A 26522-nucleotide genomic window follows, 5' to 3' on the forward strand; every position below is an offset into this window, starting at 1 on the left:
CGGGGTCGCGGCTTAGGCCGCGGCCTGCCGGAATTCAGGAGTGCGCGACAGCAACGCCAGGGAGAACACACCCCAGTCCTGCGTCTCGTTGCGGAAGGCACGGTCGATGAAGTGGGCATAGCGGCCTTGCGCCAACTCGCCGGGTTCGACCGCCTGGACCTGCTCGAAGCTGCGCTGGCCGTACAGCTCGTCGATGGTCAGCGCGACGTCGCCGCCGCTCTGGCGCATGATCAGCACGCGCTGGCCTTCCTGCAGCACCGTCCGCCGGCCCTCCAGGAACTGCTTTAGATCGATCACCGGGAACAGGTTGCCGCGCAGGTTGCCCACGCCCAGCAGCCAGGGCTGTGCGCCCGGCACCGGGGTGACCGGCGGCATCGGCACGATTTCCGCGACTTCGCGGAAATCCGAGACCAGCCGCCGGGTGCCGACGCGATAGCCGACGCCGCGCCAGATGTCGGCCGAGAACTGGCGTTCCGGCAGCGGCGTGGCGTGCGCAAGACTACGACGCTCGTAGTCTTCGAGAATGTCGAATGGAGAACGCATCAACGCACCAATTGTTTGATGCGGGCGATCAGATCGTCTTCGCGCGGCGGCTTGACGATGTAGTCGCTGGCACCTTGCCGCAAACCCCAGGCCTTGTCGGTTTCCATGCCCTTGGTGCTGACCAGCAGCACGGGGATGTCCTTGGTGGCCTGGTCGCGCGCCAATGCACGCGTTGCCTGGAAACCGCTCATGCCGGGCAGCACCACGTCCATCAGCACCAGATCGGGCGCCTGGCTGCGAATCAGCGCAAGTCCCTCTTCGGCATTGTCGGTGGCGACGACCGTATGGCCTGCTTTTTCCAGCCATTGACTGAAGACTGCCCTGTCGGTGGGCGAGTCCTCGATCAATATAATTCGAGCCATGTTGCCTTTCCCCCTGGTCAGGCGTGGACGTACGTGCGAATCGCGCTCAGTAGTTCTTCACGGGTGAACGGCTTGGTCAGATATTGCTCGGAGCCGACGATGCGGCCGCGTGCCTTGTCGAACAGGCCGTCCTTGGACGACAACATGATCACCGGCGTCGACTTGAAGAGCTGGTTGCCCTTGATCAACGCGCATGTCTGGTACCCATCCAGACGCGGCATCATGATGTCGACAAAAATGATCTGAGGTTGCTGGTCGGCAATCTTGGCCAGTGCCTCGAAACCATCGGTCGCTGTCACTACTTCACAGCCTTCCCGCTTCAGCAGCGTTTCGGCGGTGCGGCGAATGGTCTTCGAATCATCGATCACCATCACCTTCAGTCCTGCGAGTTCCCCACCCGCAGCAATGTTTTCTGTCATGCAAATATCCCCGGACGCGCGACGCTTCTTCCCTGCCGGCGTCGCTACGAAACTGCATGTATATCCCAAGACCCGCATTGACTGTCAAGGGTACGTTGCCGGGGGCCCGCCAGGCGGACGTTCCGACCGTGTGCAGCTGCGGGCCGAGCGGCAAGTCGCGCATTCACGACCGGCCGGGCGCGCCATCGCCACCGCTTGAAGTTACCATCGGCAGCCTGTTCTAAAGGTTTAGCTCCCCATGTCGCTCGACGTCGTCGTGGTGATGGATCCCATCGCCTCCATCAAGATCGCCAAAGACACCACCTTCGCCATGTTGCTGGAAGCGCAGCGGCGTGGTCACCGCCTGCAGTATGTGCGTCCGGGCGGCCTCAGCCTGCGCGAGGGACGCGCGGTGGCACAGGTCGCACCCCTGAGCGTGCGCGAGGACAAGGCCGGCTGGTTCACCCTGGGCGAGTTCGCCGAACTGGAATTCGGCCCCGGCCAGGTGGTGCTGATGCGCAAGGACCCGCCGGTGGATGCGGAGTTCGTCTACGACACCCAGGTCCTGAGCGTGGCCCAGCGCGCCGGCGCGCAGGTGGTCAACGACCCGCAGGGCCTGCGCGACTACAACGAGAAGCTGGCCGCGTTGCTGTTTCCGCAGTGCTGCCCGCCGACCCTGGTCAGCCGTGACTCCGCCGCGCTCAAGGCGTTCGTGCTCGAACACGGCCAGGCCGTGCTGAAGCCGCTGGACGGCATGGGCGGGCGTTCGATCTTCCGCAGCGGCACCGGCGACCCCAACCTCAACGTGATCCTGGAGACGCTGACCGACGGCAATCGCAAGCTGACCCTGGCGCAGCGCTTCATCCCCGACATCAGCGCCGGCGACAAGCGCATCCTGCTGGTCGATGGCGAGCCGGTGGACTACTGCCTGGCACGGATTCCGCAGGGCGACGAATTCCGCGGCAACCTGGCCGCCGGCGGACGTGGCGAAGGCCGGCCGCTGTCCGAGCGCGACCGCTGGATCGCCGCGCAGGTGGGCCCGGAAATGCGCCGCCGCGGCATGCGTTTCGTCGGCCTGGACGTGATCGGCGATTACCTGACCGAGGTCAACGTCACCAGCCCTACCTGCGTGCGCGAGCTGGATGCGCAGTTCGGCCTGAACATCGCCGGGCTGCTGTTCGACGCGATCGAGGCCGGCGCGGCGCAATGAGCGCGGCCGCGGCACTGCCGGCTCCCATGCACGAGCGCCGCCGGCTGACCGCGACGCTGGTGATCTCGCTGCTGCTGCACGGCGTGCTGATCCTGGGCGTGGGGTTTGCGGTCAGCGAGGACGCACCGCTGGTGCCGACGCTGGATGTGATCTTCAGCCAGACCAGCACCCCGCTGACGCCCAGGCAGGCCGATTTCCTGGCCCAGGCCAACCAGCAGGGCGGTGGCAATCACGCCACCGCGCAACGCCCGCGCGACAGCCAGCCCGGGGTGGTACCGCAGGACCGCAGCGGGCTGGCACCGCAGGCGCAGCGTGCGACCTCGCTGCAGGCGCCGGAGCCGACCCAGACCCGCGTGGTGGCCAGCCGCCGCGGCGAGCAGACCGTGCCCACCCCGCAGCCGAATCCGCAGACCGACCTGCCCTCGCCCACCGATGCGCAACGCGTGCAGCGCGACGCGGAAATGGCCCGGCTCGCCGCCGAGGTGCATCTGCGTTCGGAGCAATATGCCAAGCGCCCCAATCGCAAGTTCGTCTCGGCCAGTACCCGCGAATACGCCTACGCCAACTACCTGCGTGCCTGGGTGGACCGCGCCGAGCGCGTCGGCAATCTCAATTACCCGGACGAGGCGCGCCGGCGCCGACTCGGCGGCAAGGTGGTGATCAGCGTGGGCGTGCGCCGCGACGGCAGCGTGGAAAGCAGCCGCGTGCTGGTCTCCAGCGGCACCCCGGCGCTGGATGCGGCAGCGCTGCGGGTGGTGCAGCTGGCGCAGCCGTTCCCGCCACTGCCCAGGACCAAGGACGACGTGGATATCCTGCAGGTCACACGCACCTGGCTGTTCCTGCCCGGCGGCGAGCTGCACGACGATCGTTGAGCCGTCGCGCGTCCCGACAGGGACGCGTCTTTCTGCGGCATGCCTTCCCGGCGGACTGCGTTGGCCAGTGCGTTGCGCGCGGCCTTTATGCGGCCTGCGCGGCTGCGTACAGCCGGTCGGCCAGCTCGACGATCGCGTCCGCATCCTGCACGCGCGCGCGCCAGGCGGCGGGAATCCCGTCGATGCCATGGAATGCACCGGCCAGCTGACCGCAGATGGCCGCGGTGGTGTCGGCATCGTCGCCCAGGTTGGCCGCACGCAGCACCGCATCGGCGAACGTGTCGGTGGTGGCGAAGCACCAGAGTGCCGCCGACAGCGCATCGACCACATAGCCGGTGCCGCGGATCCGGGCGGCGGGAACTGCCGCATGGTCGCGCACCGACAACGCACGCAGCGCCGGTGTCGACAGCCCTTCGCAGCGGGTCTGCAACACCTGCTGGCGCTGGCCACCGAGCAATGCGGCACGCAACTGGAAGGCGAACAGCCGGCAGGCATCCAGCGCTTCGTCGGCAGCATGCGTGGTACGCGAACTGTCGGCGGCGCGCTCGCCCAGCTCGGCGGGGCGATGCGCGTAGTACATCGCCACCGGCGCCAGCCGCATCAGCGAGCCATTGCCGGCCGAGCGTGGATCGGTGCTGCCGCTGAAGGCCGGGCCGCCATCCAGATAGCGCTCCAGTGCCTGCCGCACGGTCGCGCCGATATCGAAGCAGCTGCCGGTGCTGCTGAGGTAGCCGTGCTGGTACCAGTTGCAATAGCGGTTCATCTGGTCGGCGGCGTCGAAGCCCTGCCGATACAGCAGGCTGTGCGCCAGGCACAAGGCCATCGAGGTGTCGTCGGTCCACTGCCCGGCGCGCAGCGCGAACGGGCCGCCGCCGCGCATGTCGTCGATCGGCGTGAAGCTGCCCGGTGCGCAGAATTCCAGCGTGGTGCCGAGCGCATCGCCCACCGCCAGGCCCAGCAGGCAGCCGCGGAAACGCGCGCGTTGCAGGTCGTCGGTCATGGCGCGGCGCCGGCGGCCTTGGCTGCGCGTGCGGCCTGCTGCTCAAGCAGGGTCAGCGCCACGTTGTCGCGCAGATAGGCCGGTTCCACCCGCTCCGGCGCCACGCCCTCGCCGCGCAGCAACGCCGGCACGGCCAGCGTCAGCAGGTCGGCGGCATGCGGCAATGCGGCGGCATCGATGCTGCTCAGCCGGGTCGCAAATCGTTGTTGCAGCACTGCCTCGGCAGCGGCGAACCCGCTGCCGACACCGGCAAAGCGCTGCAGCGTGTCCGGCACGACGCATTCCTGCGGTGCGCAGACCACTTCCGGCATCAGCTCCCGCAGCGTATCGCCAGCGCGCGCGAAGATGCCGGCGTACACCTCGCCCATGCGCGCATCGATGCAGGCCAGCACCTGCGTCGCCTCGGCGGGCGCGCGCAGGGCCAGCACCTGCAGCGTGGACACCGCCAGCACCGGCACGTCCAGGCCCAGCGCGATGCCCTGCGCAATGCCGATCGCCAACCGCACGCCGGTGAACGCGCCCGGGCCACGACCGACCGCAATCGCGTCGAGCTGGCGGCGCGCGATGCCGGCGTCGGCCAGCAGTTGCTCGGCCCATGGCAGCGCCAGTTCGGCATGGCGACGCGGCGCCAGTTCAAAGCGCTCCAGCACGCGGCCATCCACATGCAGCGCGACGGAACAGGCTTCGGTGGAGGTCTCGAACGCGAGGACTTTCATGGCAGGACCGCAGGCAGGAAGGAGAAAGCTCAGTCGTCGCCAAACGGCAACGCGAGCACGCCATTGTCGCCCACCGGCTCGGCGACGCCAAAGAACGCGCGCACGTCGCCGATCTCGCGGGTACGCGCAAACGGCGGCAGCGACTGCATGAAGGTGCGGCCGTAGCCCTTGTTCACCAGGCGCGGGTCGCACAGCACCAGCACGCCACGATCGGTCTCGCTGCGGATCAGCCGGCCCACGCCCTGCTTGAGCGCGATCACCGCCTGCGGCAACTGCTCGTCGCGGAACGGGTTGCCGCCGTCGCGGCGGATCGCATCCAGGCGCGCTTCGAACACCGGGTCGTCGGGTGCGGCGAACGGCAGCTTGTCGATCACCACCACGCTCAAGGCATCGCCGACCACGTCCACGCCCTCGCGGAAGCTGGCCGAGCCCAGCAGCACGCCGTTGCCGGAAGTGCGGAAACGCTGCAGCAAGGTGGCACGCGGCGCCTCGCCCTGCACGAACAGCGGCCACGGCGCGCCGCGCAATGCGTCGGCCGCCTCGCGCAGCGCGCGGTGCGAGGCGAACAGCAGGAACGCGCGGCCATTGGAGGCATCCAGCACCGGCATCAGCGCCGCGATCAGCGCCGTGCCGAATCCGCGTGCGGCAGGATCGGGCAGATGCGGCGGCAGGTAGCACAGCGCCTGGCGCGCCCAGTCGAAGGGACTGGGCTGCAGCAAGGTCACCGGATCGCTCAGGCCCAGGCGCTGCGCAATGTGGTCGAACTCGCCGCCCACTGCCAGCGTGGCCGAGGTGAACACCCAGGCCGCATGCGATTTTTCGCGATGCTCGCGCAGCGGGCCGGACACATCCAGCGGCGTGCGCTGGCAGCGGAACCCGCGCGGGCTGAGCTCGTACCACAGCACATCGTTGTCGACGGTCTCCGGCAGCTCCTGCTCGAAATCCGGTACCGGCGCATCCTCGCCCAGCCACCGCGACAGCCGCGCTAGCGCTTCCTGCGCACGTGCACAGCAGCCATCGAACCCGGGCGAGGCCTCGCGCAACGGCAGCAGGGCCTCGGCCAGCCGCGCCAGCGACGACAGCACCGCATCGAAACCCTCGCGCACCTGCGGCTTGGCCAGCGCACGCCATTGGGTGCCGCGTGATGGCAGGCCCTCCATGCCCGCACGCAGGCCGCGCAGAGCCTCGTCCAGGGCGAGGATCGGCTCCTGCAGGCTGGCCTGCGCACCGGCGACCAGGCGCGCTTCGACCATGCAGTCGCGCGCCAGTTCCTGCCACGGCCGCATGCCGAAACTTTCGCCGAAGAAGTTCGCCGCCAGCTCCGGCAGCTGATGCGCTTCGTCGATGACGAAGGCCTGCGCGCCGGGCAGGATCTCGCCGAAGCCTTCCTGCTTGAGCGCCAGATCGGCCAGCAGCAGATGGTGGTTGACCACCACCAGATCGGCCGCCTGCGCGCGCTGGCGCGCCTGCACCACGAAACACTCGCTGTAGAACGGGCACTCGGTGCCCAGGCAGTTGTCGACGGTGGAGGTCACCAGCGGCAGCAGCGGTGAGTCGTCCGGCAGGGCTTCCAGCTCGGCCATGTCGCCGAATTGGGTACGCCCGCTCCAGGCCACGATGCGCTGGAACTGCGAGACCTGCTCGGGCGTGGCAAAGCGCGGCTCACCGCGCGCCTGCTGGGTGCGGTACTTGCACAGATAGTTCGCGCGGCCCTTCAGCAGCGCGCTGCGCAGGCCGATGCCGAGCGCGGCGCGCACGCGCGGCAGGTCGCGATGGAACAACTGGTCCTGCAATGCGCGTGTGCCGGTGGAGACGATGGTCTTCAGCCCCGACAGCAATGCCGGCACCAGGTAGGCGTAGGTCTTGCCGGTACCGGTGCCGGCTTCGGCCAGCAGCACATCGCGGGCCTCGAACGCCTCGGCAATGGCGCCGGTCAGGCGCAACTGCGCGGCACGCGGCGCGAACGCATCGAGCTGACGCGCGAGCGCCCCGCCCTCGCTGAGCGCCTCGATGCTGGCAGTGGCAAGTTGGGACATGGGACCGGAAGCTGGAGCAGGAAGCGCGACAGCCTAGCGCGTGCGCGCTGCCGCTGCCTGGATTGCGCCGGTGGGCCGGTGGCGGCACTGGCCGCGCAGCCGGCGTTTACGCGTCAGTATGCGCGGCGTGGCGCCGCTGGCGGTCGCGCGCGGGAACGAACGGCTCGCGTCGAAGCAGATGGGCGCAAGCAACGCAGGCCGCATCACGCTCGCCGCGCCTGTCGTGCAGCAGGCGCAGCCAGCGGCGTGGCCGTGCTCAGTAGCGTTTCACGCCGGGCACCGTGCACCCGGCAATCTGCGACTTGGCCGAAGCGGCGTTTTCCTTCTCGCCACGCGCCAGCCGCGACTGCTCGATGGTGGCCCAATGCCGGCGGCACAGCGGCCCGGTCTTGGAGCCCAGCTCGATGGCCTGCTTGGCGAAACGCTCGGCGGCGGGCCAGTCGGCCTGCAGCACCGCCACTTCGGCACGCTCCTGCAGGATGGCGGGATCGCCGGAAACCAGGCCCACGGCCTGATCCAGCGACGCCGCCGCGCCGGCCAGGTCGCCGGCCTGGCGCTTGCTCTTGGCGGTCTCGCGCAGGTCGTCCACCTGCGGGTCGCGCAATGGTTGTACCGACAGCTCGGTATCGTCGACGCCGGCCTCGCGTTCGATCAGCAGCAGCCGCTGTGTCGGCGTGGTCGGGTCGACCGGGGCCGGCGGTGGCGCAGGCGGCGCGCTGACGCAGGCGGTGAGTGCGGCAGACACGCCAGCGAGGGCAAGCAAACGGTGCAGTCGGTTCATCGGGTCACTCCAGTCAACGTGCAGGTGCAGCCGCGGCGGGTGCCGGCGCGGGGTCTTCCGGCTTCTTTTCCAGACCGAAGAAGCGACGCCAGCCACCACCGCTGGATTGCTCGGCCGGCGCGGATGCATCGCCGGGCACGCCTTCGATCGACGGTGCATTGCCGGCACAGGGGGCGTAGGCCGGCGTGAAGCCGACCACGAACGGGAACTGGCGCGCGCCCGGGCAGCCGGCATCGGTCACGCCGGTACCGGCCGCGTCCACCCACTGCCAGTCCAGGCCCTTGCCGCTGACCTTCAACGGCGCACTCGGCAGCCGCGCGAAGATGCTCGACCACACCCGCATCGCGCCGGTGGCGCCGTACAGGCCGGTCTGCTCGTTCTGGTCGTTGCCCATCCAGATCACCGCCAGGTGGTCGCCGGTGTAGCCGGCGTACCAGCTGTCGCGGCCGTCGTTGGAGGTGCCGGTCTTGCCGGCCGGCGACAACCGGCCCAGGCCATCGCCCAGCAACTGCCGCGCAGTGCCGCCGCTGACCACCTGCTGCAGGGCGATGCTGATCAGGTTGGCCGCCACCGAATCGCCCTCCTGCGCCGGCGCCGGGGTCTTGTCGTAGCGCTTGAGCAGCTTGCCCTGCGGATCGAGCACGCCGCGCACCGCGTGCAGCGGCTGGATCTCGCCACCGGCGGCCAGGAACTGATACAGCTGCGCCATGCCGTACGGGCTCTGGTCGGTGGCACCGAGGATCAGCGAGGGATTGGTGTCGGCCTTGATGCCGGCCAGTACCTGGATCAGCTGCGCGATGCGCTCCGGGCCGACCTGCATGCCCACGCGCACCGTGGCCTGGTTGTAGGAATGCGCCAGCGCATCGATCAGCCGCACCGTGCCGTGACTGCGGTTGTCGGAATTGCCCGGCGACCAGGTCTTGCCGCGGCTGAGCTGCACCGTCACCGGTGCATCGTCGACCCAGCTGGACAGCGCCCAGCGGTCCGGCGAGGCCAGCGCCAGCAGGTAGACGAACGGCTTGAGCAGCGAGCCGACCTGCCGCTGCGCTTCGACCGCGCGGTTGAAGCCCGGTTTGGCCACGTCGCGGCTGCCGACCACCGCCAGCACGTCGCCGTTATGCACGTCGGTCAGCACCAGGCCGGCCTGCAGCGGTGGGCGCTTCTTGTTGTCCAGCCGCTTGATGGTGCCGGTCACCGCGCCTTCGGCATAGGCCTGCGCGGACGGCGACATGCCGGTGAGCACGCTCATGCCGGCGCCCTGCAGCACGCCTTCCGGGTAGTCGTGCGCCAACTGGCGGCGCACCAGGTCCACATAGGCCGGGAAGCGGTTGGCCGCGACCAGGCCCGGCTCGGTGGGCACGCCCAGCGGTGCGGCCAGCGCGCGCTTGTATTCGGCCGCGTCGATCAGGTTGTTTTCGTGCAGCTTGCCCAGCACGAAATTACGCCGATCCAGCGCGCGCTCCGGGTTGCGCCGCGGGTCGTAGTAGGACGGCCCCTTGACCAGCCCGATCAGCAAGGCGATCTGCTCGGTGGTCATCGAATTGAGCTCGCGGCCGAACCACAGTTCCGCGCCCGAGGACACGCCGTGGATCGCCTGCCCGCCGCGCTGGCCCAGATAGACCTGGTTGAGATAGGCCTCCAGGATGGTGCGCTTGTCGTAACGCGCCTCCATGATCACTGCGTAGAGAATTTCGTTGAACTTGCGGGTGACGGTCTGTTCCTTGCCGATGCCGAGCAGGCCGCTGCGCGCCAGCTGCTGGGTCAGGGTGCTGGCGCCCTGGCGAACCTGGCCGCCGGAGCGCGCCATGATCCAGGCCGCACGCACCATGCCGCTGAGATCGATGCCGTGGTGGCTGTTGAAGTCGCGATCCTCGACCGCCTGCAGGCCGGTGACCAGCAGCTCGGGCACTTCTTCCATGCGCACCAGGCGGCGCTCTTCCTGCTTCTGTCCGTACAGCGTGGCGATGCGCGCCGGGTCCAGCCGTGCACTCTTGAGCGCCTTGCGGTCGCCAGCGTCGCGCAGGCTGGCCACGCGCCCGGCGGAGAGGCTGACTTCCACCCGCCGCGCAGGCACGCGCCCATCCACATCGATATAGCCGCGGCTGGCGATGGTGAAGCGGCTGCCGTCCTGCTGGTAGGTGCCGGCCAGCTTGGCTTGCCCGTCGTCACGGTACGAGGCGGCGTCTAGCTCGGTCTTCAACGTGGCCGCATCCAGCGCATTGCCCGGTACCAGCACCAACGGCCGCCCGTACACGCGGGTCGGGATCTGCCAACGCAGCTCGCCAAACCGCTGGGTGACCTGCTTGTTCAGATACACCGTGTAGGGAATCAGAAAACCGAGCGCCAGCGCGAATGCCGCAAAGGCCCAGACAATCAGCCTGCGTTGCCAGCGGGAACCTTGCTCGGTGGAGTCGTCCTCGAAATCGTCGGGAGCGTCGTTGTCGTGGCGTCGGGGCACAGGAATGCGAGAATGTAGAGTCCGGCGAGTCTAGCGCAGCGCTGTCGTGGTTGTGGCCGGCCGGCCCCTCTGACTTAAGAGCGGCTAACAAAACGGCCACGCTCACCGTCAGCGGGCACGGACCGTCTCCGGCATCTGCGGGTACCCTGCGTTCCCTGCGCTTGCCTTGCGCCGTCCTCGCCGCCTGACGACTGCTCGCCGGGTTTTCTTCGTCACGCCAAGTCTGGAGTTCCAACGGAATGTCGATGTCACTGGCCGATGCACGCTATCTGTTCAATCGCGTGCTTGGGCTGATTCACCGCAGCGTGGCGAGCATGCGCACACGCGGCTGGCGCGCCACCTGGCAGCGCATTCGCGTGCATACGCAGGCACCGCCGGCGGCGCTCGGCACGCCGCTGTGGTTGCTGGAGGCCGCGCCGTTTGCCGCGTTTGCGGTCCCGCACAGCGACACCCCGCGCGTGACGCTGGTGATTCCGGTCTACAACCACATCGCGCACACGCTGGCGTGCCTGCGCGCACTGGCGGCGCATCCGCCGCTGCTGGAGGTGGAGATCATCGTCGTGGACGACGGCAGCAGCGATGCCACGCAGGCGCAGCTGCCGCAGGTGCAAGGGCTGCACTACCACCGGCGCGCCAGCAATGGCGGTTTCATCGCCGCCTGCAACGACGGCATCGCCCTGGCGCGCGGCGACTACGTGGTGCTGCTCAACAACGACACCATCCCGCAACCCGGCTGGCTGGATCGGCTGATCGACACATTTGCCCAGCACCCCGGCGCCGGGCTGGTCGGCGCGCAACTGGTGTACCCGGACGGACGCCTGCAGGAATCCGGCGGCGTGGTGTTCGCCGACGGCAGCGCCTGGAGCTACGGCCGTTTCGAATCGGCCGACGACCCGCGCCATGCCTATGTGCGTGCGATGGACTACTGCTCCGGCGCGGCGATCGCGCTGCCGCGCGCGTTGTTGCAGACGCTGGGTGGGCTGGATCGCCGCTACATGCCGGCGTATTACGAAGACACCGATCTTGCGTTTGCGGTGCGTGCCGCCGGCTACCGGGTGCTGGTGCAGCCGGCCAGCGTGGTGGTACATGACGAGGGCACCAGCAATGGCACCGACACCCGCACCGGGGTGAAGGCGTACCAGGTGCGCAACCAAGGCGTGTTCGCCGACAAGTGGCAGCAGGCGCTGGCAACGCAGCTGCCGGTCGGCACGGTCCCCGGACCTGCGCTGCTGCACCGTGGCCAACGCCAGGTGCTGATCCTGGACGAATGCGTGCCGCAACCCGATCGCGACTCGGGCTCGTTGCGGCAGTTCAATCTGATCCGCCTGCTATGCGAAGAGGGCGCGCACGTGGTGTTCGTGCCGACCCGTCGCGAACACGCCGGACGGCACACGCACGCACTGCAGCAGCTGGGCGTGGAAGTCTGGTACGCGCCGTTCCTGGACGGCATCGGCAGCTGGCTGCGCACGCACGGCCCGCGGTTTGCGGTGGTGCTGCTGGTGCGTCACCACGTTGCGCATGCCTGCCTGCCGCTGCTCAGGCAATACGCCCCGCAGGCGCGCACCCTGTTCGACACCGTCGATCTGCACTACCTGCGCGAGCGCCGCGGCGCCGAGCTGGCCGGCGATGCAAACCTGTTGCGCGCGGCCGAACGCACACGCCTGCGCGAGCTGGAGATCATGGCCGCCACCGATGTCACCTTGCTGGTCTCGGCGGCCGAACAGGCGCAGCTGCAGGCGGACGCACCGCAGATCCGCACCGCCCTGCTCTCCAACCTGCATGAGGTGGCCGGCAGCGGCCGCCACTTCGAGCAACGCCACGACCTCGTGTTCGTCGGCGGCTTCCGGCATCCCCCCAATGTGGATGCGGTGCAGTGGTTCATCAGCGCGATCTTTCCGCAGGTGCGCGCGCAATTGCCGCTGGTGGTCTTCCACTGCATCGGCGCGGACATGCCGGAGGCGCTGACACTGCTGGCCGACGAATGCCCCGGCGTGCAATTGCACGGGCATGTGCCGGATCTGCTGCCGTTCATGGAGAACGCACGCATCGCGGTGGCACCGCTGCGCTTCGGCGCCGGCGTCAAAGGCAAGATCAACCTGAGCATGGCGCACGGGCAGCCGGTGGTCGGCACCACCTGTGCGGTGGAAGGCATGCATCTGCGCGACGGCGAGGATGTCTGCGTGGCCGATGACGCCGATGCCTTCGCCGCAGCGATCGTGCGCCTGTATCGCGATGCGGCGCTGTGGCAACGCCTGGCCGACAACGGATTGCACAACGTGGCCCGGCATTTTTCGCTGGATGCGGCGCGTGGCACGGTGCGCGCGCTGTTTATCGCGGAGTGAGTGCGCGCCGGCGCTCGGGGATGGCGCTGTGAGTGGCGCCGCCGAAGACAGCCGCTGCGTCAACGCTGCTCGGTCACGGCCTTGACCCGGCGCGTGAACTCGGCCAATTCCGGCAGCCCAGGGTCCAGCTGGTGCGCCTCGTCCTGCGCGCGTCGTGCAAAGGCGGCGTCTTCCTGTCCCAGGCGTTCGCTGCCCACCGCAACCCAGCGTTGCGCAAGCCGTCGACGCGCGCCGGCCAGTGCATCGCCGTTGGGCGTCAGCGCCTGCCAGGCATCCAGACAGCCGCGCGCGGCACGCAGGCGGTTGTTGCGTAGCTCGTCCTCGAAGCAGCGCTGACTGGCCGGCACCACACGTGCGGCGGCCTGCAGCACGCGTGGATCGCGCGGCGCCAGCGCCTGCGCGGCACGCACCGCGTCGTAGGCACTGGCGCCGGGCGGCGTCATCCACTGCTGCTGCGCTTCGGCAGCTGCCACCCGTTGCAGCAGCGCGCGCAGGCGGCGCTCGCGGGCACTGCGCGACAGCCCGGTCTCGGGGCTGCGCTGGGCATCGCGGGCACGCGCAATCGCCTGCTCGGCCTGTGCAATCGCGGCGGCGCCGGGCAGCAAGGTCTTGGCTTCCTGCAGCGACTGCAGCGCGGCATCGAACTGAAAGTCTGCCGCCTGTCGGCCCGCTTGCGCGGCATATTCGCCTGCCACCTGCTCCAGCCCACGCTGGGCGGCCGCATCCGCCGGCTCGGCTGCCAGCACTGCGGTGAAATCGCGTGCGGCCGGTGCCAGCCGGCCACGCCGCAACAGGCCCTGCGCGCGCTGACGGCGCTGGTCCAGCGCACGGTGATAGTGGCCTTCGGTCAGCGGCACATCGGCATGCCCGGCGTCATAGCGCTTGGCGGCGGCCAGCAGCATCGCCGCATCGGCCAGCGCATCGCGCGCCAAGGCCTGGCGCGCCTGCGCCAGCAGATCGGTCAGGGCGTCCTCGCGCCCTTCCAGCGCATCGGTGCGGTCCGGTGCCAGGGTCAGGATGCGCTGATACAACGGCAGCGCGCTGTCCGGGCTGCCATCCAGGCGCCCTTGCTGTTGCGCGGACACCGCCTGTGCGAATAAGGCGTCCAGGCCGGCCCGACGCGCCTGCAACTGGCGCAGGCGCAGTGCCACCGGTGCGATCTGCGCCTGCGGCACCTCCAGCGCGCCCGCCAGCGTCAGCGCGCGCTGCGCAGCAGCGGCGTCCCCGGCCGCAATCGCCGCGCGCGCCTGCACCACTGCGGCGGCACCGGTGCGCGCCAGCCCGGCACGGGCTTCGCCGCGATCGCTGTCCAGCGCAAGCGCAGCAGCGAACAGTTCGCGCGCGCCGTTGCCATCGGCTGCGCTGAGATGGCCGCGCGACAGCGCCGCATCGCCCCGCTGCAGCAGTTGCTGGATGCGTGTGTCCGGCCACAACAAATCTGCCAGCGGCTTGCGCAGCACGACCGTGGCCAGCAAGAGACAGGCGCACAGCGCCAGCACCACGCGCCATAGCGCGCGGCTGCGCAATGGTGCCCAGAGGCGAGGCGATCTTGCCCAGCGCGGAAGCGGGAGCATGCGGTGGCGTCCGTCCTTGGCGCGACCTGACGGGGACGCGTTCACCCCCTCATGGTAGCTGTCTGCTGCGAAGACGATGTGGGCTTGAGGAATCGGGATTCGGGAATCGGGATTCGGGATTCGGGATTCGGGATTCGGGAAGCGGGAAGCGGGAAGCGAGCACACCTTGTTTGCTGTGGGTCCCGCCTGTTTCCAGGCGATTGGCGCTGGCGGGCTGCGGCGCACTCAACCGAGTCGCCGCACCTCGCTCACTCCAGGCAAGGCGTCCAGCTTGCCAAGCAGGCTGGACAGCTGGTCGTAGTCGCTGACCTTCAGGCGCAGGCGCAGTTGTGCCCTTCCGGTGTCACGCACGTTGTCGCTGTTGATTTCCAGCACGTGCGCGTCCTCCTGCGCGATCAGGTTGGTGATGTCCTTGAGCAGCCAGCGGCGGTCGACCGCGCGCACCTGCACATCCACTTCGTAGCCGCTGCCGGCCTGGCCCCACTCCACCGGCAACACGCGCTGCGGATGCGCCGCGGCCAGACGCGACAGTGCCGCGCAATCGGTGCGGTGCACGGTGATGCCGCGGCCACGGGTCAGATAGCCGGCGATCGGCTCGCCCGCCACCGGCTGGCAGCAGCGCGCCAGCTGCACCAGCAGATTGCCCACGCCCTGCACGGTGAACTTGGATTTACCCAAGCCCTCGCGGCGCGCGGTGGGCCGTGGCGGCGCCGGCACCGCCGGCTGCGAAGCGGCCCGTTCGGCTTCCAGCAGCGCACGGCTGACCTGGTTGGGCCCGGTATCGCCCAGCGCCACCTGGATGTACAGGTCGTCGACATTCTCGGCGTGGAACTTGCGCGTGGCCACGCTCAGGTCGGCGTGCTGCAGGCCCAGCCGCTTGAGCTCGCGATCGAGCAGGTCTTTGCCGGCCTGTACGTTGCGCGCGCGGTCGAGCTTGTGGAACCACGCGCGCACCTTGTCGCGCGAGCGCCCGCTGGCCAGAAAGCCATTGGACGCCAGCAACCAGTCGCGGCGTGGGTCGGCCTCCTTGGCGGTCATGATCTCCACCCGGTCGCCGCTGCGCAGCCGGTAGGTCAGCGGCACGATGCGGTCGTTGACGCGCGCGCCGCGGCAGCGATGCCCGACCATGGTGTGCACGTGATAGGCGAAATCCAGCGGCGTAGCGCCTTGCGGCAGGTCGATGACCTCGCCCTTGGGGGTCAGCGCATACACGCGGTCTTCGATCAGCTCGGCGTCCAGCGCGCCGGCCAGTTCGCCGTGGTCGCCTTCCTGCACCTGCTCCAGCAGCTGGCGCATCCACAGGATCTTGCGGTCGAAGGCTTTTTCGCCGCCCTTGCCGCCTTCCTTGTATTTCCAGTGCGCGGCCACGCCGAGCTCGGCCTGCGCATGCATCTCGTGGGTACGGATCTGGATTTCGATCGTGCGCCCTTCCGGGCCGACCACCGCGGTATGCAGCGAGCGGTAGTCGTTGGCCTTGGGCCGGGCGATGTAATCGTCGAACTCGCTCGGCACCGGTACCCACAGCGAGTGCACCGCCCCCAGGGCGGCATAGCAGGCGGCCACGTCATCGACCATCACCCGCACCGCGCGGATGTCGTAAAGCTGGTCAAAGGACAGGCGCTTCTTCTGCATCTTTCGCCAGATGCTGTAGATGTGCTTCGGCCGCCCGCTCACCTCTGCGCGCAGGCCCTGCTGGGCCAGCGTCGTCGACAGGGTGCGCTTGACCGCGTCCAGATAGCGCTCGCGCGCCACGCGGGTTTCGTCCACCTCGCGGGCGATGCGGCGGTAGGTGTCCGGCTCCAGATGCCGGAACGCCAGGTCTTCCAGCTCCCACTTCACCTGCCAGATGCCCAGCCGGTTGGCCAGCGGCGCATGGATGTCGCGGGTGAGCTGGGCCAGTGCACGGCGCTGCTCTTCGCTCAGGCGGTCGGCCACGCGCATGCGCGCCAACTGCCGCGCCAGCAGAATCGGCACCACCCGCAGGTCGTGGATGATGGACAGCAGCAGCCGCCGCAGACCTTCGCTGTTGCGCCCGGCCTCGCGACCGGCGTGCAGGGCCCAGACCTGGTCGGCCGCATCCAGCCCGTCCAGTAGGCCTTCGACCGCCACCCGGCGCTCGGCCGGCTGCCATGGCAGGCCGGCGATCGCGCCGCGCAACGCCGGCAGGTCGAACAGCAATGCCGCAATCAATGTCGCCTCGTCGGCGGCCAGCAGCGCCAGCGCGTCCAGCGTGTCGGCCAGCAGCGTCCAGGCCACGTCCTCGCTCGGCGCCGGCAACTGCTGCCAGGCCTGCGCCAGGGCATCGCGCAGATCTGGCGCGATCGACGCGATGGCGGGACGCTGCAGCAAGGCATGCAGGCGCTCGAGTGAGGAACTGGTCACAGCGGTGGACACGGCGATGGGCAACAACGGGGGGCTGACGGCTACGGTAACGTGCGCGTCACCTTCTCCACAACGCGCAATCGCTGCATCGTCGGCGCAATCCCGCATGCTTGCGCTTATGGTCGGTTCACCCGCCAACGTCTTGATTCGCAACCGCTGTGCGCCGCAAGCGCGGCAACGCTGCAGGCCAATCGGCACGCTCAATCGGCTTTTTACGTGCTTTTTACAACTCGCCCAAACCGCCTGCCTATCCTCCAGTAGCGTTGTCGCTGCGTCCTGCCGCGGCGACGTCATTCCAACCAACTGCGAGGTAGCCGATGAAGACCTGGAAGAAGCCTGTCGTTCGTGAAGTCAACTGTGGCGCCGAGATCAACTGCTACGTCTCCGGCGAATTCTGAGCTCACCTGCCGCCCCTCCTCCCGATGCATGACCGGCAATCGCCGGCAGATAGGTAACAGTTCTCCATGCGCATCATCGTTCTGGGATCGGCGGCCGGCGGTGGGCACCCGCAGTGGAATTGCCACACACCCGCCAGCAGGCGGGCATGGCAACAAGCCGACGGTGCCCAACGTCGTACCCAGGCCAGCATCGCCGTCAGTGCCGATGGCCAGCGCTGGGTCCTGATCAACGCCTCACCCGACTTCCGTCAACAAATCCTTGCAACGCCCGCACTCTGGCCGCAGCGCGATTTGCGGCATTCGCCGATCGAAGCGGTGCTGCTGACCAGCGGCGAGATCGACCATATCGCCGGATTGCTGTCGATGCGCGAGAGCCAGGCGTTCTCATTGCATGCCAGCAGCCGCGTGCTGGATCTGCTGTCGCAAAACCCCATCTTCGACGCGGTCAATCCCGCCTACGTGCAGCGCCAGCCGTTTGCGCTGGACACGCCGGTGTCGCTGCTGGGCCTGCAACTCACGCCATTCTCGGTGCCCGGCAAGGTGCCGCTGTTCATGGAATCGCGCAGTGGCGGCGACCTGGCCGGCTCCAACGAAGAAACCCTCGGGCTGACCATCGACGATGGCCAGCACCGCGTGCATTACATCCCCGGCTGCGCAGCGATGACCGATGCCTTGCGCGCGCGCCTGCAAGGCGCCGAACTGGTGTTCTTCGACGGCACGCTGTGGCGCGACGACGAAATGGTGCAACTGGGCATCAGCCAGAAGACCGGCCAGCGCATGGGCCACATGAGCATCGACGGCCCCGACGGCACGGTTGCCGCGTTCGCCCCGCTTAGTGTGGCACGCAAGATCTTCATCCACCTCAACACCACCAACCCCGTGCTCGATACCCGCTCGCCGGAGTACGCCAGCGCGCGTGCCAGCGGCTGGGAAGTCGCGCACGACGGCCTGGAGATCACCCTGTGACCACCCTGCTCACCCCGGACCAGCTGGAGGCAGACCTGCGTGCCATCGGCGCTCGCCTGTACCACGACCAGCATCCCTTCCATGCGCTTCTGCACGAGGGCAAGCTCGATCGCGGCCAGGTCCAGGCCTGGGCGCTGAACCGCTTCGAATACCAGCGCTGCATTCCATTGAAGGACGCCGCGATCCTGGCGCGCATGGAAGACCCGGCGTTGCGGCGGATCTGGCGGCAACGCATTCTCGATCACGACGGCAACAGCCCCAGCGATGGCGGCATCGCGCGTTGGCTGCACCTGACCGACGCGCTCGGCCTGGAGCGCACGCTGGTGGAATCCGGCCGTGCGCTGCTGCCGGGCACCCGTTTCGCGGTGCAGGCCTACCTGCAGTTCGTGCGCGAAAAAAGCCTGCTCGAGGCGATCGCCTCCTCGCTGACCGAGCTGTTCGCCCCCAACATCATCGGCCGGCGCGTGGCCGGCATGCTCAAGCATTACGACTTCGTCTCGCCCGAAGCGCTGGCCTATTTCGAGCATCGCCTGACCGAGGCGCCGCGCGATTCGGATTTTGCGCTGGACTACGTCAAGCAGCACGCCGATACCGTCGAAAAACAGGCCCTGGTCAAGGCCGCGCTGCACTTCAAGTGCTCGGTGCTGTGGGCGCAGCTGGACGCATTGCACGTGGCCTACGTCGCCCCGGGCATCGTGTGGCCGGATGCGTTCGTGCCCGACCGCGACGCCAGCCGGGCCGCGGCGTGAGCAGCATCACCCGCGACAGCCAGCCGGCCCTGCGCGCAGGCGTGCGCCTGCAGCACGACCGCGCGCGTGACCAATGGGTGCTGCTGGCGCCGGAACGCGTGGTCGAGCTGGACGAGATCGCACTGGTGGTGGCACAGCGCTACGACGGCACGCGCTCGCTGGCGCAGATCGCGCAGGAACTGGCAGGCGAATTCGATGCCGACGCCGCCGATATCGAGGTCGATGTGATCGAACTCACCACCACGCTGCATCAGAAGCGTCTGCTGCGGCTATGACCATCGCCCCGCCGCCATTGTCGGTACTGCTGGAGCTGACCCATCGCTGTCCGTTGGCCTGCCCGTATTGCTCCAACCCGATCGCATTGGCGGCGCTGCGCGAGGAAATGGACACCGCCGGCTGGCGCTCGCTGCTGCAGCAGGCTGCCGACATGGGCGTGCTGCAGGCACACTTTTCCGGCGGCGAGCCGATGCTGCGCAAGGACCTGCCCGAGTTGGTGGCGCATGCGCGCGCGCTCGGGCTGTACAGCAACCTGATCACCTCCGGCGTGGCCGGCGGCGAGCCGATGCTGGACCAGTTGCAGGCCGCCGGGCTGGAGCATGTGCAGCTGAGCGTGCAGGACGTCGACCCGGCCGGTGCCGACCGTATCGCCGGCTATCGCAACAGCCTGGCGAAGAAGCGCGAGTTCGCCGCCGCCGTGCGCGCGCGCGGCCTGCCGCTGACGCTCAATGCGGTACTGCATCGCCATAACGCCGGGCGCGTGCCCGGCATGATCGCGCTGGCGCTGGAATGGCAGGCCGAACGCATCGAAGTGGCGCACACCCAGTACTACGGCTGGGGCCTGCGCAATCGCGCCGCGCTGATGCCCAGCCGCGAGCAGCTGATGGCCACGATTGACGCGGTGGAAACCGCCCGCCGCGAGCTTGGCGACCGCCTGGCGATCGATTTCGTCACCCCCGATTACTACGCCCGCCAGCCCAAGCCGTGCATGGGTGGCTGGGGCCAGCGCTTCGTCAATATCTCCCCGCGTGGCGATGTGCTGCCCTGCCATGCGGCCGAGACCATCGACGGCATGCGCTTTGACAACCTGCGCGAGCGGTCGCTGGCCGACATCTGGAACAACGGCGAGGCATTCGTGCGCTTCCGCGGCACCGCCTGGATGCCGGAGGTCTGCCAGGGCTGCCCCAAACGCGAGATCGACTGGGGCGGCTGCCGCTGCCAGGCGCTCGCGCTCAGTGGCGATGCCGCCACGCTGGACCCGGTCTGCGAACGCTCGCCGCGGCACACCGAGGTGCGCGCCACCGCCGAACGCGAGGCCGCCGCCCCGCCGCCGGAGTTCGTCTACCGCCGCCCCGGCCGCCCCGGACGCGCGGCATCGGCCAGCACAGAGGCACGAGCCGCCGACGCGCCATAGCCGGCTGCGTCATGCGCGGGCTAGCGTCTACACTAGCCGCCTTTCCTGATCGGATGGCATCCATGTCGCTCGCACGCCGCATTCCCTTGCTGGTCTGCCTGACCCTCGCCCTGAACGCCGCTCCGGCCCTCGCGCAGCGCGCGGTGCAGGGCGACCTGCAATCGCAGATGAGCGCCGAACAGTTCAAGGCCGCCGGCCTGGACAAGCTCGATGCCGGCGAACTGGCCGCGCTCAACGACTGGCTGCAGGGCAAGGTCGCCAAGGAAGCTGCGGTCGTGGTCGAACAGGCCAAGGAAGCCGGCCGCCAGGAAGTGATCGTCAAGAACCGCGGCTTCTTCGATTTCGGCAGCAACGAGCCGATCGAGAGCAACATCGTCGGCGAGTTCAAGGGCTTTTCGAAGGGGCGCGTGTACACGCTGGCCAATGGCCAGGACTGGGAGCAGACCGACGCTGCGACGTTGTCGGGCGTGCGCAAGGAGGCCCCCAAGGTCAAGATCAAGCCGGGCCTGGTCGGCGTGTGGTATCTGCAGATCGAGGGCTACAACACGCAGGCCAAGGTGCGCCGGGTCAAGTAAGCGCGTCCGGGCATTGCCGGCCCGCTACCGCAGACTGAGGCAGGCCACCCGGAGAACACGCATGCGTTCGATGACACGTTGCAGCCTGGGGTTGCTGGCGTCGCTGGCCTGGTTCTCAGGCACTGCGCCTGCAGATGCGGCCACTGCGACCACCCTGTCAGCGCAGCAATGTGCCGATGCGCCCGAGGTCGGCATCGACCAGGCGCTGGTGTGCTATCACGATGCCATCGAGCGCCAACCGCTGGTCTACCGGCGCGTGGCCACCCGCACGGTGGACGGTGTCGAAAGGCGCGATTACCTGCTGACCTCGCAGCAGTGGTCGCCGGAGGATTTGGTGCAGCCGGCCAGCTGGCAGCACGATGTGGCGATCTACGTCCCGGCAGATGCGTTGCCGACGCGTGCGCTGCTGATCTCCACCAATGGCACCCGCCAACCGGCCGATGGCGGCGCGCCACAACCGCCCAGCGAATTGCCACCCGAGGCCCTGGCCGCATTGGCGCGGCGCAGCCGCACCGTGGTGATCGCGCTCGGCGATCTGCCCAGCCAGGCACTGACCTACCGCAACGATGGCACGCCGCGCCGCGAGGACGACAGCGTCGCCTACAGCTGGTCGCTGTTCCTGGCGTCGCCGCAACGACGCAAGACCATGCCGCTGCACGTACCAATGGCCGCGGCGATCGCGCGCACCATGAGCCTGGCCGAACGCGAATTGGCGCCGTTGCAGATTCATCGCTTCATCCTCGCCGGCGCCTCCAAACGTGGTTGGGCGAGCTGGCACGCCACCATCGCCGATGCGCGCGTGGAGGCTGTGGTGCCGTTCGTGATCGACATCCTCAATCTGCCGGCCGTGCTCGATCACATGTCCCGGGCCTATGGCGGCAACTGGCCGATCGCATTCGGCGCCTACGCCAGGCAGGCAATCACCGCGCAGCTGCACACGCCGGCATTTGCGCAGCTGGTGCAACTGCAGGACCCGCTGAGTTATCTGCACACGCCGCAGCGCAAACGCCTGGCCGTGCCCAAGTACATCGTCAATGCCAGCGGCGACGATTTCTTCCTGCCGGACAACACGCAGTTCTTCTACGACGCGCTGCCCGGCAGCAAGGCGCTGCGCATGGTGCCCAACAGCGCGCATAACGGCATCCGCGCTTCCATCGTCGACAGCCTGGTGCCCTTCGTGACCCGGCAGCAGCAGCAGCGTGCATTGCCAAAGGTGCGCGATTCCCTGCACACAGGCGAACACCCGCAGATCCGCTTCCAGTCGTCCGAGCGCCCTGCGCAGTTGCGTCTGTGGCAGGCGCGCAATCCGGCGGCGCGCGATTTCCGCTATGCCTGCGGCATTCGTTACAGCGCCACGCCGATCGCGCCTGCACGCGGCAACACGGTGTCGGTACCGGTGCAGATTCCCGACGCTGGCTGGAGCGCGTACTTCGTCGAGGCCACCTACGCGGACGGCTTCGTCGCCACCAGCCAGACCTACGTGCTCGGCAAGCAGCGCTATCCGACGCAGGCGCCACCCACCGACGGTGCGGCCTGCAGCACCTTGCCGGGCGTGGCCTCTGCGGCGGCTGCGCGCTGAGCTGGCGACTACGCGGAGCGCTGACGCAAACAAGCTGGCGGTAGCGACCGCCGAAGCCAATGTCGATGCCACGGAGCGATGTCGGCGCCGCTCAGCGTCCAGATGGCGACAACAAACGCGACCGTTGCGACGGCGCGGTGGCGCGGTGGCGCGTGCGCGCGCTCCCGCACTGCGCAATCACGCCCATGCAGACAGCCCTGAAACGGGCGATTTTGCACTTGAGTCCGCCAGCAAGATCGATCCAACCCGACTGAACCATTGACATCGTTGTCACCAACTTCTACACAGGCCGCTACTCGCCGATCGCATTGGCCGCTCGGACGACTCCAAAGGACTGCACGTGGCTGCGACTTCGCGTTCTGCTCTCGCTTCTGGCTTGCCCACCGCACCGGTTGCCACCGGCTTTATCGCGGCCGACGTGGGTGGCACGCATGTGCGGGTCGGCCACATCGCGCGGGCAGGTACTGCTGCGACCGAGTTGTCGCATTACCGCACCTACCGCTGCGCCGAACACGCCAGTCTGGACGCCATCCTTGCCGACTTCCTGCAGCCACGGCACGACGTCGAGGCGGTGGTGATCGCCAGTGCCGGGGTGGCGCTGGACGATGGCAGCTTCATCAGCAACAACCTGCCGTGGACGATTTCGCCTGGCCGCATTCGCGCCGCGCTTGCCGTGCCCAGCGTGCACCTGGTCAACGATTTCGAAGCGGTGGCTTACGCCGCACCGCTGATGGAACAACGTGCCGCGCTGCAACTGAGTGGGCCGACGCCGCGGCATGCACGCGCCAGCGGCCCCATCCTGGTGGTCGGCCCAGGCACCGGGCTGGGTGCGGCGGTCTGGATCGATGCCAGGCCGCGGGCGATCGTGCTCGCCACCGAGGCCGGCCAGGTCGCCCTGGCCAGCAACGACGAGATGGAACTGCAGGTGCTGCGGGTCCTGCTGCGTGGCGAGCGCTATCTGCCGCTCGAACATGTGCTGTCCGGGCCAGGCTTGCTGCATCTGTACAACGCCCTGTGCGAACTGCAGGGCGCCACGCCCCGCCATCGGCTGCCGGCCGCGATCACGCATGCCGCGCTGCACGAAGACGATGCATTGGCACGCGATTGCCTGCAGGTCTTCTGCGCCATCCTGGGCAGCGCGGTCGGCGACATGGCGCTGGCCTACGGTGCAGCCGGCGGCATCTATCTGGCCGGCGGCTTCTTGCCGACGATCGGGCCGTTCCTGCAGAACAGCCGCTTTCGCGAGCGTTTTCTGGCCAAGGGACGCATGCGCGCGGTACTCGAACGCATTCCGGTCAAGTTGGTCGAGCACGGGCAACTGGGCGTGCTCGGCGCGGCCAACTGGTATCTGCAACACCACGCTGACCTGACGTAAGCGATCCACCACGCGCTCGGCCCCGGGCGCGCGTCTGCAAGACCCCGCATCCGGCGAGCAGCAGCCCGCCGTCCATCCCTGTGCGTGATGAGGAGAGACATCATGAAATACAGCACCACCCTGCTGTCCAGCGCGATCGCGTTGTCGCTGGCATTCGCCGCCCAAGCCCAGGACGCGGTCGACCAGGCCACCGATCTGGATGCCGTGCAGGTCGTCGGCATCCGTGCCAGCCTGGAAAAATCGCTCGACACCAAACGCAACAACGCCGGCATTTCCGAAGCCATCACCGCCGAAGACATCGGCAAGTTTCCAAGCACCAACGTGGCCGAGGCGCTGTCGCAGATTCCCGGCGTCACCCTGGACCGGCGCTTTGGCCAGGGCGAGCGCGTCAGCATCGACGGCACCGACCCCAGCCTCAATCTGTCCTTCCTGGACGGCCATCCGGTGGCGCAGGCGATCTGGCTCTACGGCGAGCAACCCAGCCGCGGATTCGACTACACCTTGCTGGCGCCGCAGATCCTGGGCCGCGCGGAAATCCTCAAATCCTCCGAAGCGCGCCTGACCGAAGGCAGCCTGGGTGGCACCGTGTTGATGCACACCCGGCAGCCGCTGGACCTGGACGTCAACGAGGTGGCCGCCTCCATCGGCTACAGCTACAGCGCGCAGGCCAGCGAGGGCAAGCCGAACGCGGCGCTGCTGTATAGCTGGAAGAACGCGGCCGACACCTTCGGCATCGCGGTGTCGGCGCAGCATTACGAAGAACGCGTCGATCGTCGCGGTATGGAAGTGTTCGGCTATGCGCCAGCCAGTACCTTCGCCAATGCCGCAGGCGGCGTGCCCGCCGATGCGGACGTGCCCAACTCCATCAACGCGGCCTGGTTCCAGCAGGATCGCGAGCGCGACAGCGCCGTGGTCAATCTGCAGCTCAAGCCCAGCCAGGCGCTGGAATTCAACCTCAGCGGCCTGTACATCAACGAGAACTTCGACAACTACAACCAGTCGATGTACAGCTTTTTGACCTGGAATGCCGGCACGGTGGCGGCAGTGGACCAACTCGGCGGCCTGCGCAATGGTGTGGTGACCAGCGGGCATTCCGGCGCCAATGCCGACCCGCTCGGCGGCACCGTGATCTACGACAACAACGTGCGCGAATCGGAAGTCACCACCAAGGGCCTGGACCTGCGCGGCGCATTCCGCGGCGATGGCTGGGGATTGAATGGGCAGGTGGGCCAAAGCAGATCCGAGAACAAGGACCTGTCGCAGTATTTCATCGAGCCGTTCTACAACGGCGGCTTCAGCTGGGACACGCGGCGCGGCATCCGTTTCGACGATCCGGCGCGTGCGCGCGATCCGGCCAACTGGGGCTCGGCCGGCGGCTGGTTCGGCAATAACGGCATCTTCTCCACCGAAAGCAAGGACACCTACGGCCAACTCGATCTGAATCTGCAGTTCGACAGCGTGTTCAACCAACTGCTGCTGGGCGTGCGCCATGGCAAGCATGAGGAGCGCTTCGAGCTCAACGTCTATGGCGGCGTGACGCCGGGCACGCTGGCCGACGTGGGCACGATCGGGCTGACCGATCTGCAGGATTTCTATCCGGACCACGGCCGGCATGTGCAGGCAGGCCGCAACAACGTGCTGAACTGGATCCGCAACAGTCCGGTCGACTACGGCGCGCCGGATCCGGCCAGCTACCTCAACAACACCTGGGCGCTGCAGCAGACCAATAACGCCGCCTATGCGCAATTGAACTTCTCCGGCGGCGGCCTGCGCGGCAATCTCGGGCTGCGTTATGTCGATTCGAAAACCGAGGGCAGCGGCTTCGTCTATAGCGGCACGCCCACACTGCAGAACGCCGACAGCCTGTGGCAGACACGTACGCGCAAGGAGGATTTCCTGCTGCCTTCGCTCACGCTGTCCTACGAGGCCGACGACGATTGGGTGTTCCGCTTTGCCGCGGCCAAGGTGATTGCCTGGGCGCCGTACAACCAGATGGTCAACAACACCTTCCTCAACGACACCACGCTGACCGGCAGCGGCGGCAATGCCGAGCTGTCGCCGTACGAATCCTGGAACTTCAACCTGTCGGCCGAGTATTACTTCGCGCAGCAGTCGGTGGTGGCGTGGTCGCTGTTCTACAAGAAGATCGACAACTACATCGACACCAGCGCCAGCGTGGAGCGCCAGTACAACGCGCTGCGCGATACCGCGCCGCAGAGCTGGGCGCAGTTGCTCGGCAGCAACGGCTGCAGCGCCGATGGCTATTGCGATTACAGCATCCAGCGGCCACGCAATGCCGGCGATGGCAAGGTCAAGGGCTTCAACATCGCATTCCAGCAGCCGTTCGGCGACAGCGGCTTTGGTTTGACCGCCAACTACACCTACGCCAATGGCGAAAACAACACTGGCGATGCCCTGCCCTACCAGTCGCGCAACAGCGTGGCAGTCAGCCCGTACTACGAAAAAGGCCCGCTCAACGCACGGCTGACCTACAACTGGCGCGACAGCTATCTGGCCGGCGGCTACGTGGCCGGCGCCGCGCCGGCAAGCGTAGATGACTACGCCGAACTCGGCGCGAGCATCGGCTATGCGTTCAGCCCGAACTGGTCGCTGCAGATCGACGCGCAGAACCTGCTGGACGAGCAATACCTGCAGTATCTCGGCGACACCGACCATCTGGCCGGCCGCTACAGGAGCGGGCGCCGCTACATGGCGAGCCTGCACATGAAGTTCTGACAGCGGCTGGCAACCGGACGGCGCGCACCGCCCGGCGGCGCGGCCAATGTCCGGAACCG

Annotated in this window: 22 protein-coding genes; 12 read left to right on the top strand and 10 right to left on the bottom strand. The window is 68.1% G+C overall.

Annotated elements, in window-relative coordinates; genetic code table 11:
* Nucleotides 1-12: 12 nt before the first annotated feature.
* From AC1PLS_RS15200 to pilG, 3 genes are read right to left on the bottom strand one after another with little or no spacing between them, the layout of a single operon-like run.
* Nucleotides 13-543 carry a chemotaxis protein CheW gene (locus tag AC1PLS_RS15200; RefSeq protein WP_003482487.1) on the bottom strand — a complete coding sequence of 177 codons (531 nt, stop codon included), beginning with the start codon at nt 541-543 and terminating at the stop codon, nt 13-15.
* The gene (locus AC1PLS_RS15205) at nt 543-905 is read right to left on the bottom strand and encodes a response regulator (RefSeq protein ID WP_024940328.1); all 363 of its coding nucleotides are present in this window, start codon (nt 903-905) and stop codon (nt 543-545) included. The genes AC1PLS_RS15200 and AC1PLS_RS15205 overlap by 1 nt, the downstream gene beginning before the upstream one ends.
* Nucleotides 906-922: 17 nt before the next feature.
* Entirely contained in the window at nt 923-1324 is a 402-nt protein-coding gene (pilG, locus tag AC1PLS_RS15210; protein ID WP_024711139.1) for a twitching motility response regulator PilG, read from the bottom strand.
* A 238-nt stretch (nt 1325-1562) separates the two neighbouring features.
* Here pilG and gshB point away from each other — a divergent pair, with 238 nt between their 5' ends.
* Both gshB and AC1PLS_RS15220 read left to right on the top strand, forming a co-directional pair.
* On the top strand, nt 1563-2513 hold the full coding sequence (gene gshB / locus AC1PLS_RS15215; protein WP_024940329.1) for a glutathione synthase: 951 nt from the start codon (nt 1563-1565) through the stop codon (nt 2511-2513).
* Nucleotides 2510-3385: an energy transducer TonB family protein gene (locus AC1PLS_RS15220; protein WP_184433844.1), complete on the top strand. Its 876-nt coding sequence runs from the start codon at nt 2510-2512 to the stop codon at nt 3383-3385. Before gshB ends, AC1PLS_RS15220 begins: the two co-directional genes overlap by 4 nt.
* A gap of 85 nt (nt 3386-3470) precedes the next feature.
* Here AC1PLS_RS15220 and AC1PLS_RS15225 read toward each other — a convergent pair whose 3' ends face one another.
* From AC1PLS_RS15225 to mrcB, 5 genes are all read right to left on the bottom strand, one after another.
* On the bottom strand, nt 3471-4385 hold the full coding sequence (locus tag AC1PLS_RS15225) for an ADP-ribosylglycohydrolase family protein (protein WP_039519589.1): 915 nt from the start codon (nt 4383-4385) through the stop codon (nt 3471-3473).
* Nucleotides 4382-5101 carry a tRNA (adenosine(37)-N6)-threonylcarbamoyltransferase complex dimerization subunit type 1 TsaB gene (gene tsaB, locus AC1PLS_RS15230; RefSeq protein ID WP_016904594.1) on the bottom strand — a complete coding sequence of 240 codons (720 nt, stop codon included), beginning with the start codon at nt 5099-5101 and terminating at the stop codon, nt 4382-4384. Before tsaB ends, AC1PLS_RS15225 begins: the two co-directional genes overlap by 4 nt.
* 29 nt (nt 5102-5130) lie before the next feature.
* Entirely contained in the window at nt 5131-7137 is a 2007-nt protein-coding gene (yoaA, locus tag AC1PLS_RS15235) for a DNA repair helicase YoaA (protein ID WP_481103817.1), read from the bottom strand.
* A gap of 256 nt (nt 7138-7393) precedes the next feature.
* On the bottom strand, nt 7394-7918 hold the full coding sequence (locus tag AC1PLS_RS15240) for a tetratricopeptide repeat protein (protein ID WP_024940334.1): 525 nt from the start codon (nt 7916-7918) through the stop codon (nt 7394-7396).
* 13 nt (nt 7919-7931) lie between these two features.
* Nucleotides 7932-10376, bottom strand: coding sequence for a penicillin-binding protein 1B (mrcB, locus tag AC1PLS_RS15245; protein ID WP_184433838.1), 2445 nt, complete (start codon nt 10374-10376; stop codon nt 7932-7934).
* 239 nt (nt 10377-10615) lie between these two features.
* On the opposite strand from mrcB, the gene AC1PLS_RS15250 reads away from it, so the two are divergent.
* Nucleotides 10616-12718: a glycosyltransferase gene (locus AC1PLS_RS15250; protein WP_184433835.1), complete on the top strand. Its 2103-nt coding sequence runs from the start codon at nt 10616-10618 to the stop codon at nt 12716-12718.
* A 59-nt stretch (nt 12719-12777) separates the two neighbouring features.
* Here AC1PLS_RS15250 and AC1PLS_RS15255 read toward each other — a convergent pair whose 3' ends face one another.
* Complete coding sequence (locus tag AC1PLS_RS15255) at nt 12778-14292, bottom strand: hypothetical protein (protein ID WP_180968653.1); 1515 nt, start codon at nt 14290-14292, stop codon at nt 12778-12780.
* Nucleotides 14293-14517: 225 nt separating this feature from the next.
* On the bottom strand, nt 14518-16701 hold the full coding sequence (locus AC1PLS_RS15260) for a RelA/SpoT family protein (protein WP_184433832.1): 2184 nt from the start codon (nt 16699-16701) through the stop codon (nt 14518-14520).
* A 290-nt stretch (nt 16702-16991) separates the two neighbouring features.
* Between AC1PLS_RS15260 and pqqA the strand changes: the two genes are divergently transcribed.
* The 9 genes from pqqA to AC1PLS_RS15305 all read left to right on the top strand — a co-directional run bounded on the left by pqqA (nt 16992) and on the right by AC1PLS_RS15305 (nt 26463).
* Nucleotides 16992-17072, top strand: a complete 81-nt coding sequence (gene pqqA, locus AC1PLS_RS15265; RefSeq protein ID WP_002812057.1) for a pyrroloquinoline quinone precursor peptide PqqA — start codon at nt 16992-16994, stop codon at nt 17070-17072.
* A 66-nt stretch (nt 17073-17138) separates the two neighbouring features.
* On the top strand, nt 17139-18038 hold the full coding sequence (gene pqqB / locus AC1PLS_RS15270; protein WP_481103818.1) for a pyrroloquinoline quinone biosynthesis protein PqqB: 900 nt from the start codon (nt 17139-17141) through the stop codon (nt 18036-18038).
* Nucleotides 18035-18787, top strand: coding sequence for a pyrroloquinoline-quinone synthase PqqC (gene pqqC / locus AC1PLS_RS15275; protein ID WP_039525992.1), 753 nt, complete (start codon nt 18035-18037; stop codon nt 18785-18787). The genes pqqB and pqqC overlap by 4 nt, the downstream gene beginning before the upstream one ends.
* On the top strand, nt 18784-19062 hold the full coding sequence (pqqD, locus tag AC1PLS_RS15280) for a pyrroloquinoline quinone biosynthesis peptide chaperone PqqD (protein WP_039816244.1): 279 nt from the start codon (nt 18784-18786) through the stop codon (nt 19060-19062). Before pqqC ends, pqqD begins: the two co-directional genes overlap by 4 nt.
* Nucleotides 19059-20198, top strand: coding sequence for a pyrroloquinoline quinone biosynthesis protein PqqE (gene pqqE / locus AC1PLS_RS15285; RefSeq protein WP_481103819.1), 1140 nt, complete (start codon nt 19059-19061; stop codon nt 20196-20198). Before pqqD ends, pqqE begins: the two co-directional genes overlap by 4 nt.
* Nucleotides 20199-20260: 62 nt before the next feature.
* Entirely contained in the window at nt 20261-20773 is a 513-nt protein-coding gene (locus AC1PLS_RS15290; RefSeq protein WP_016903716.1) for a hypothetical protein, read from the top strand.
* 61 nt (nt 20774-20834) lie between these two features.
* A complete protein-coding gene (locus AC1PLS_RS15295) occupies nt 20835-22352 on the top strand; it encodes a PhoPQ-activated pathogenicity-related family protein (protein ID WP_481103820.1) in 1518 nt (505 codons plus the stop codon).
* Nucleotides 22353-22692: 340 nt separating this feature from the next.
* Nucleotides 22693-23727, top strand: coding sequence for a glucokinase family protein (locus AC1PLS_RS15300; protein ID WP_046343831.1), 1035 nt, complete (start codon nt 22693-22695; stop codon nt 23725-23727).
* 102 nt (nt 23728-23829) lie between these two features.
* Nucleotides 23830-26463 carry a TonB-dependent receptor gene (locus AC1PLS_RS15305; protein ID WP_184433823.1) on the top strand — a complete coding sequence of 878 codons (2634 nt, stop codon included), beginning with the start codon at nt 23830-23832 and terminating at the stop codon, nt 26461-26463.
* Nucleotides 26464-26522 lie beyond the last annotated feature (59 nt).

This window comes from Xanthomonas sp. NCPPB 3218, assembly GCF_056725185.1.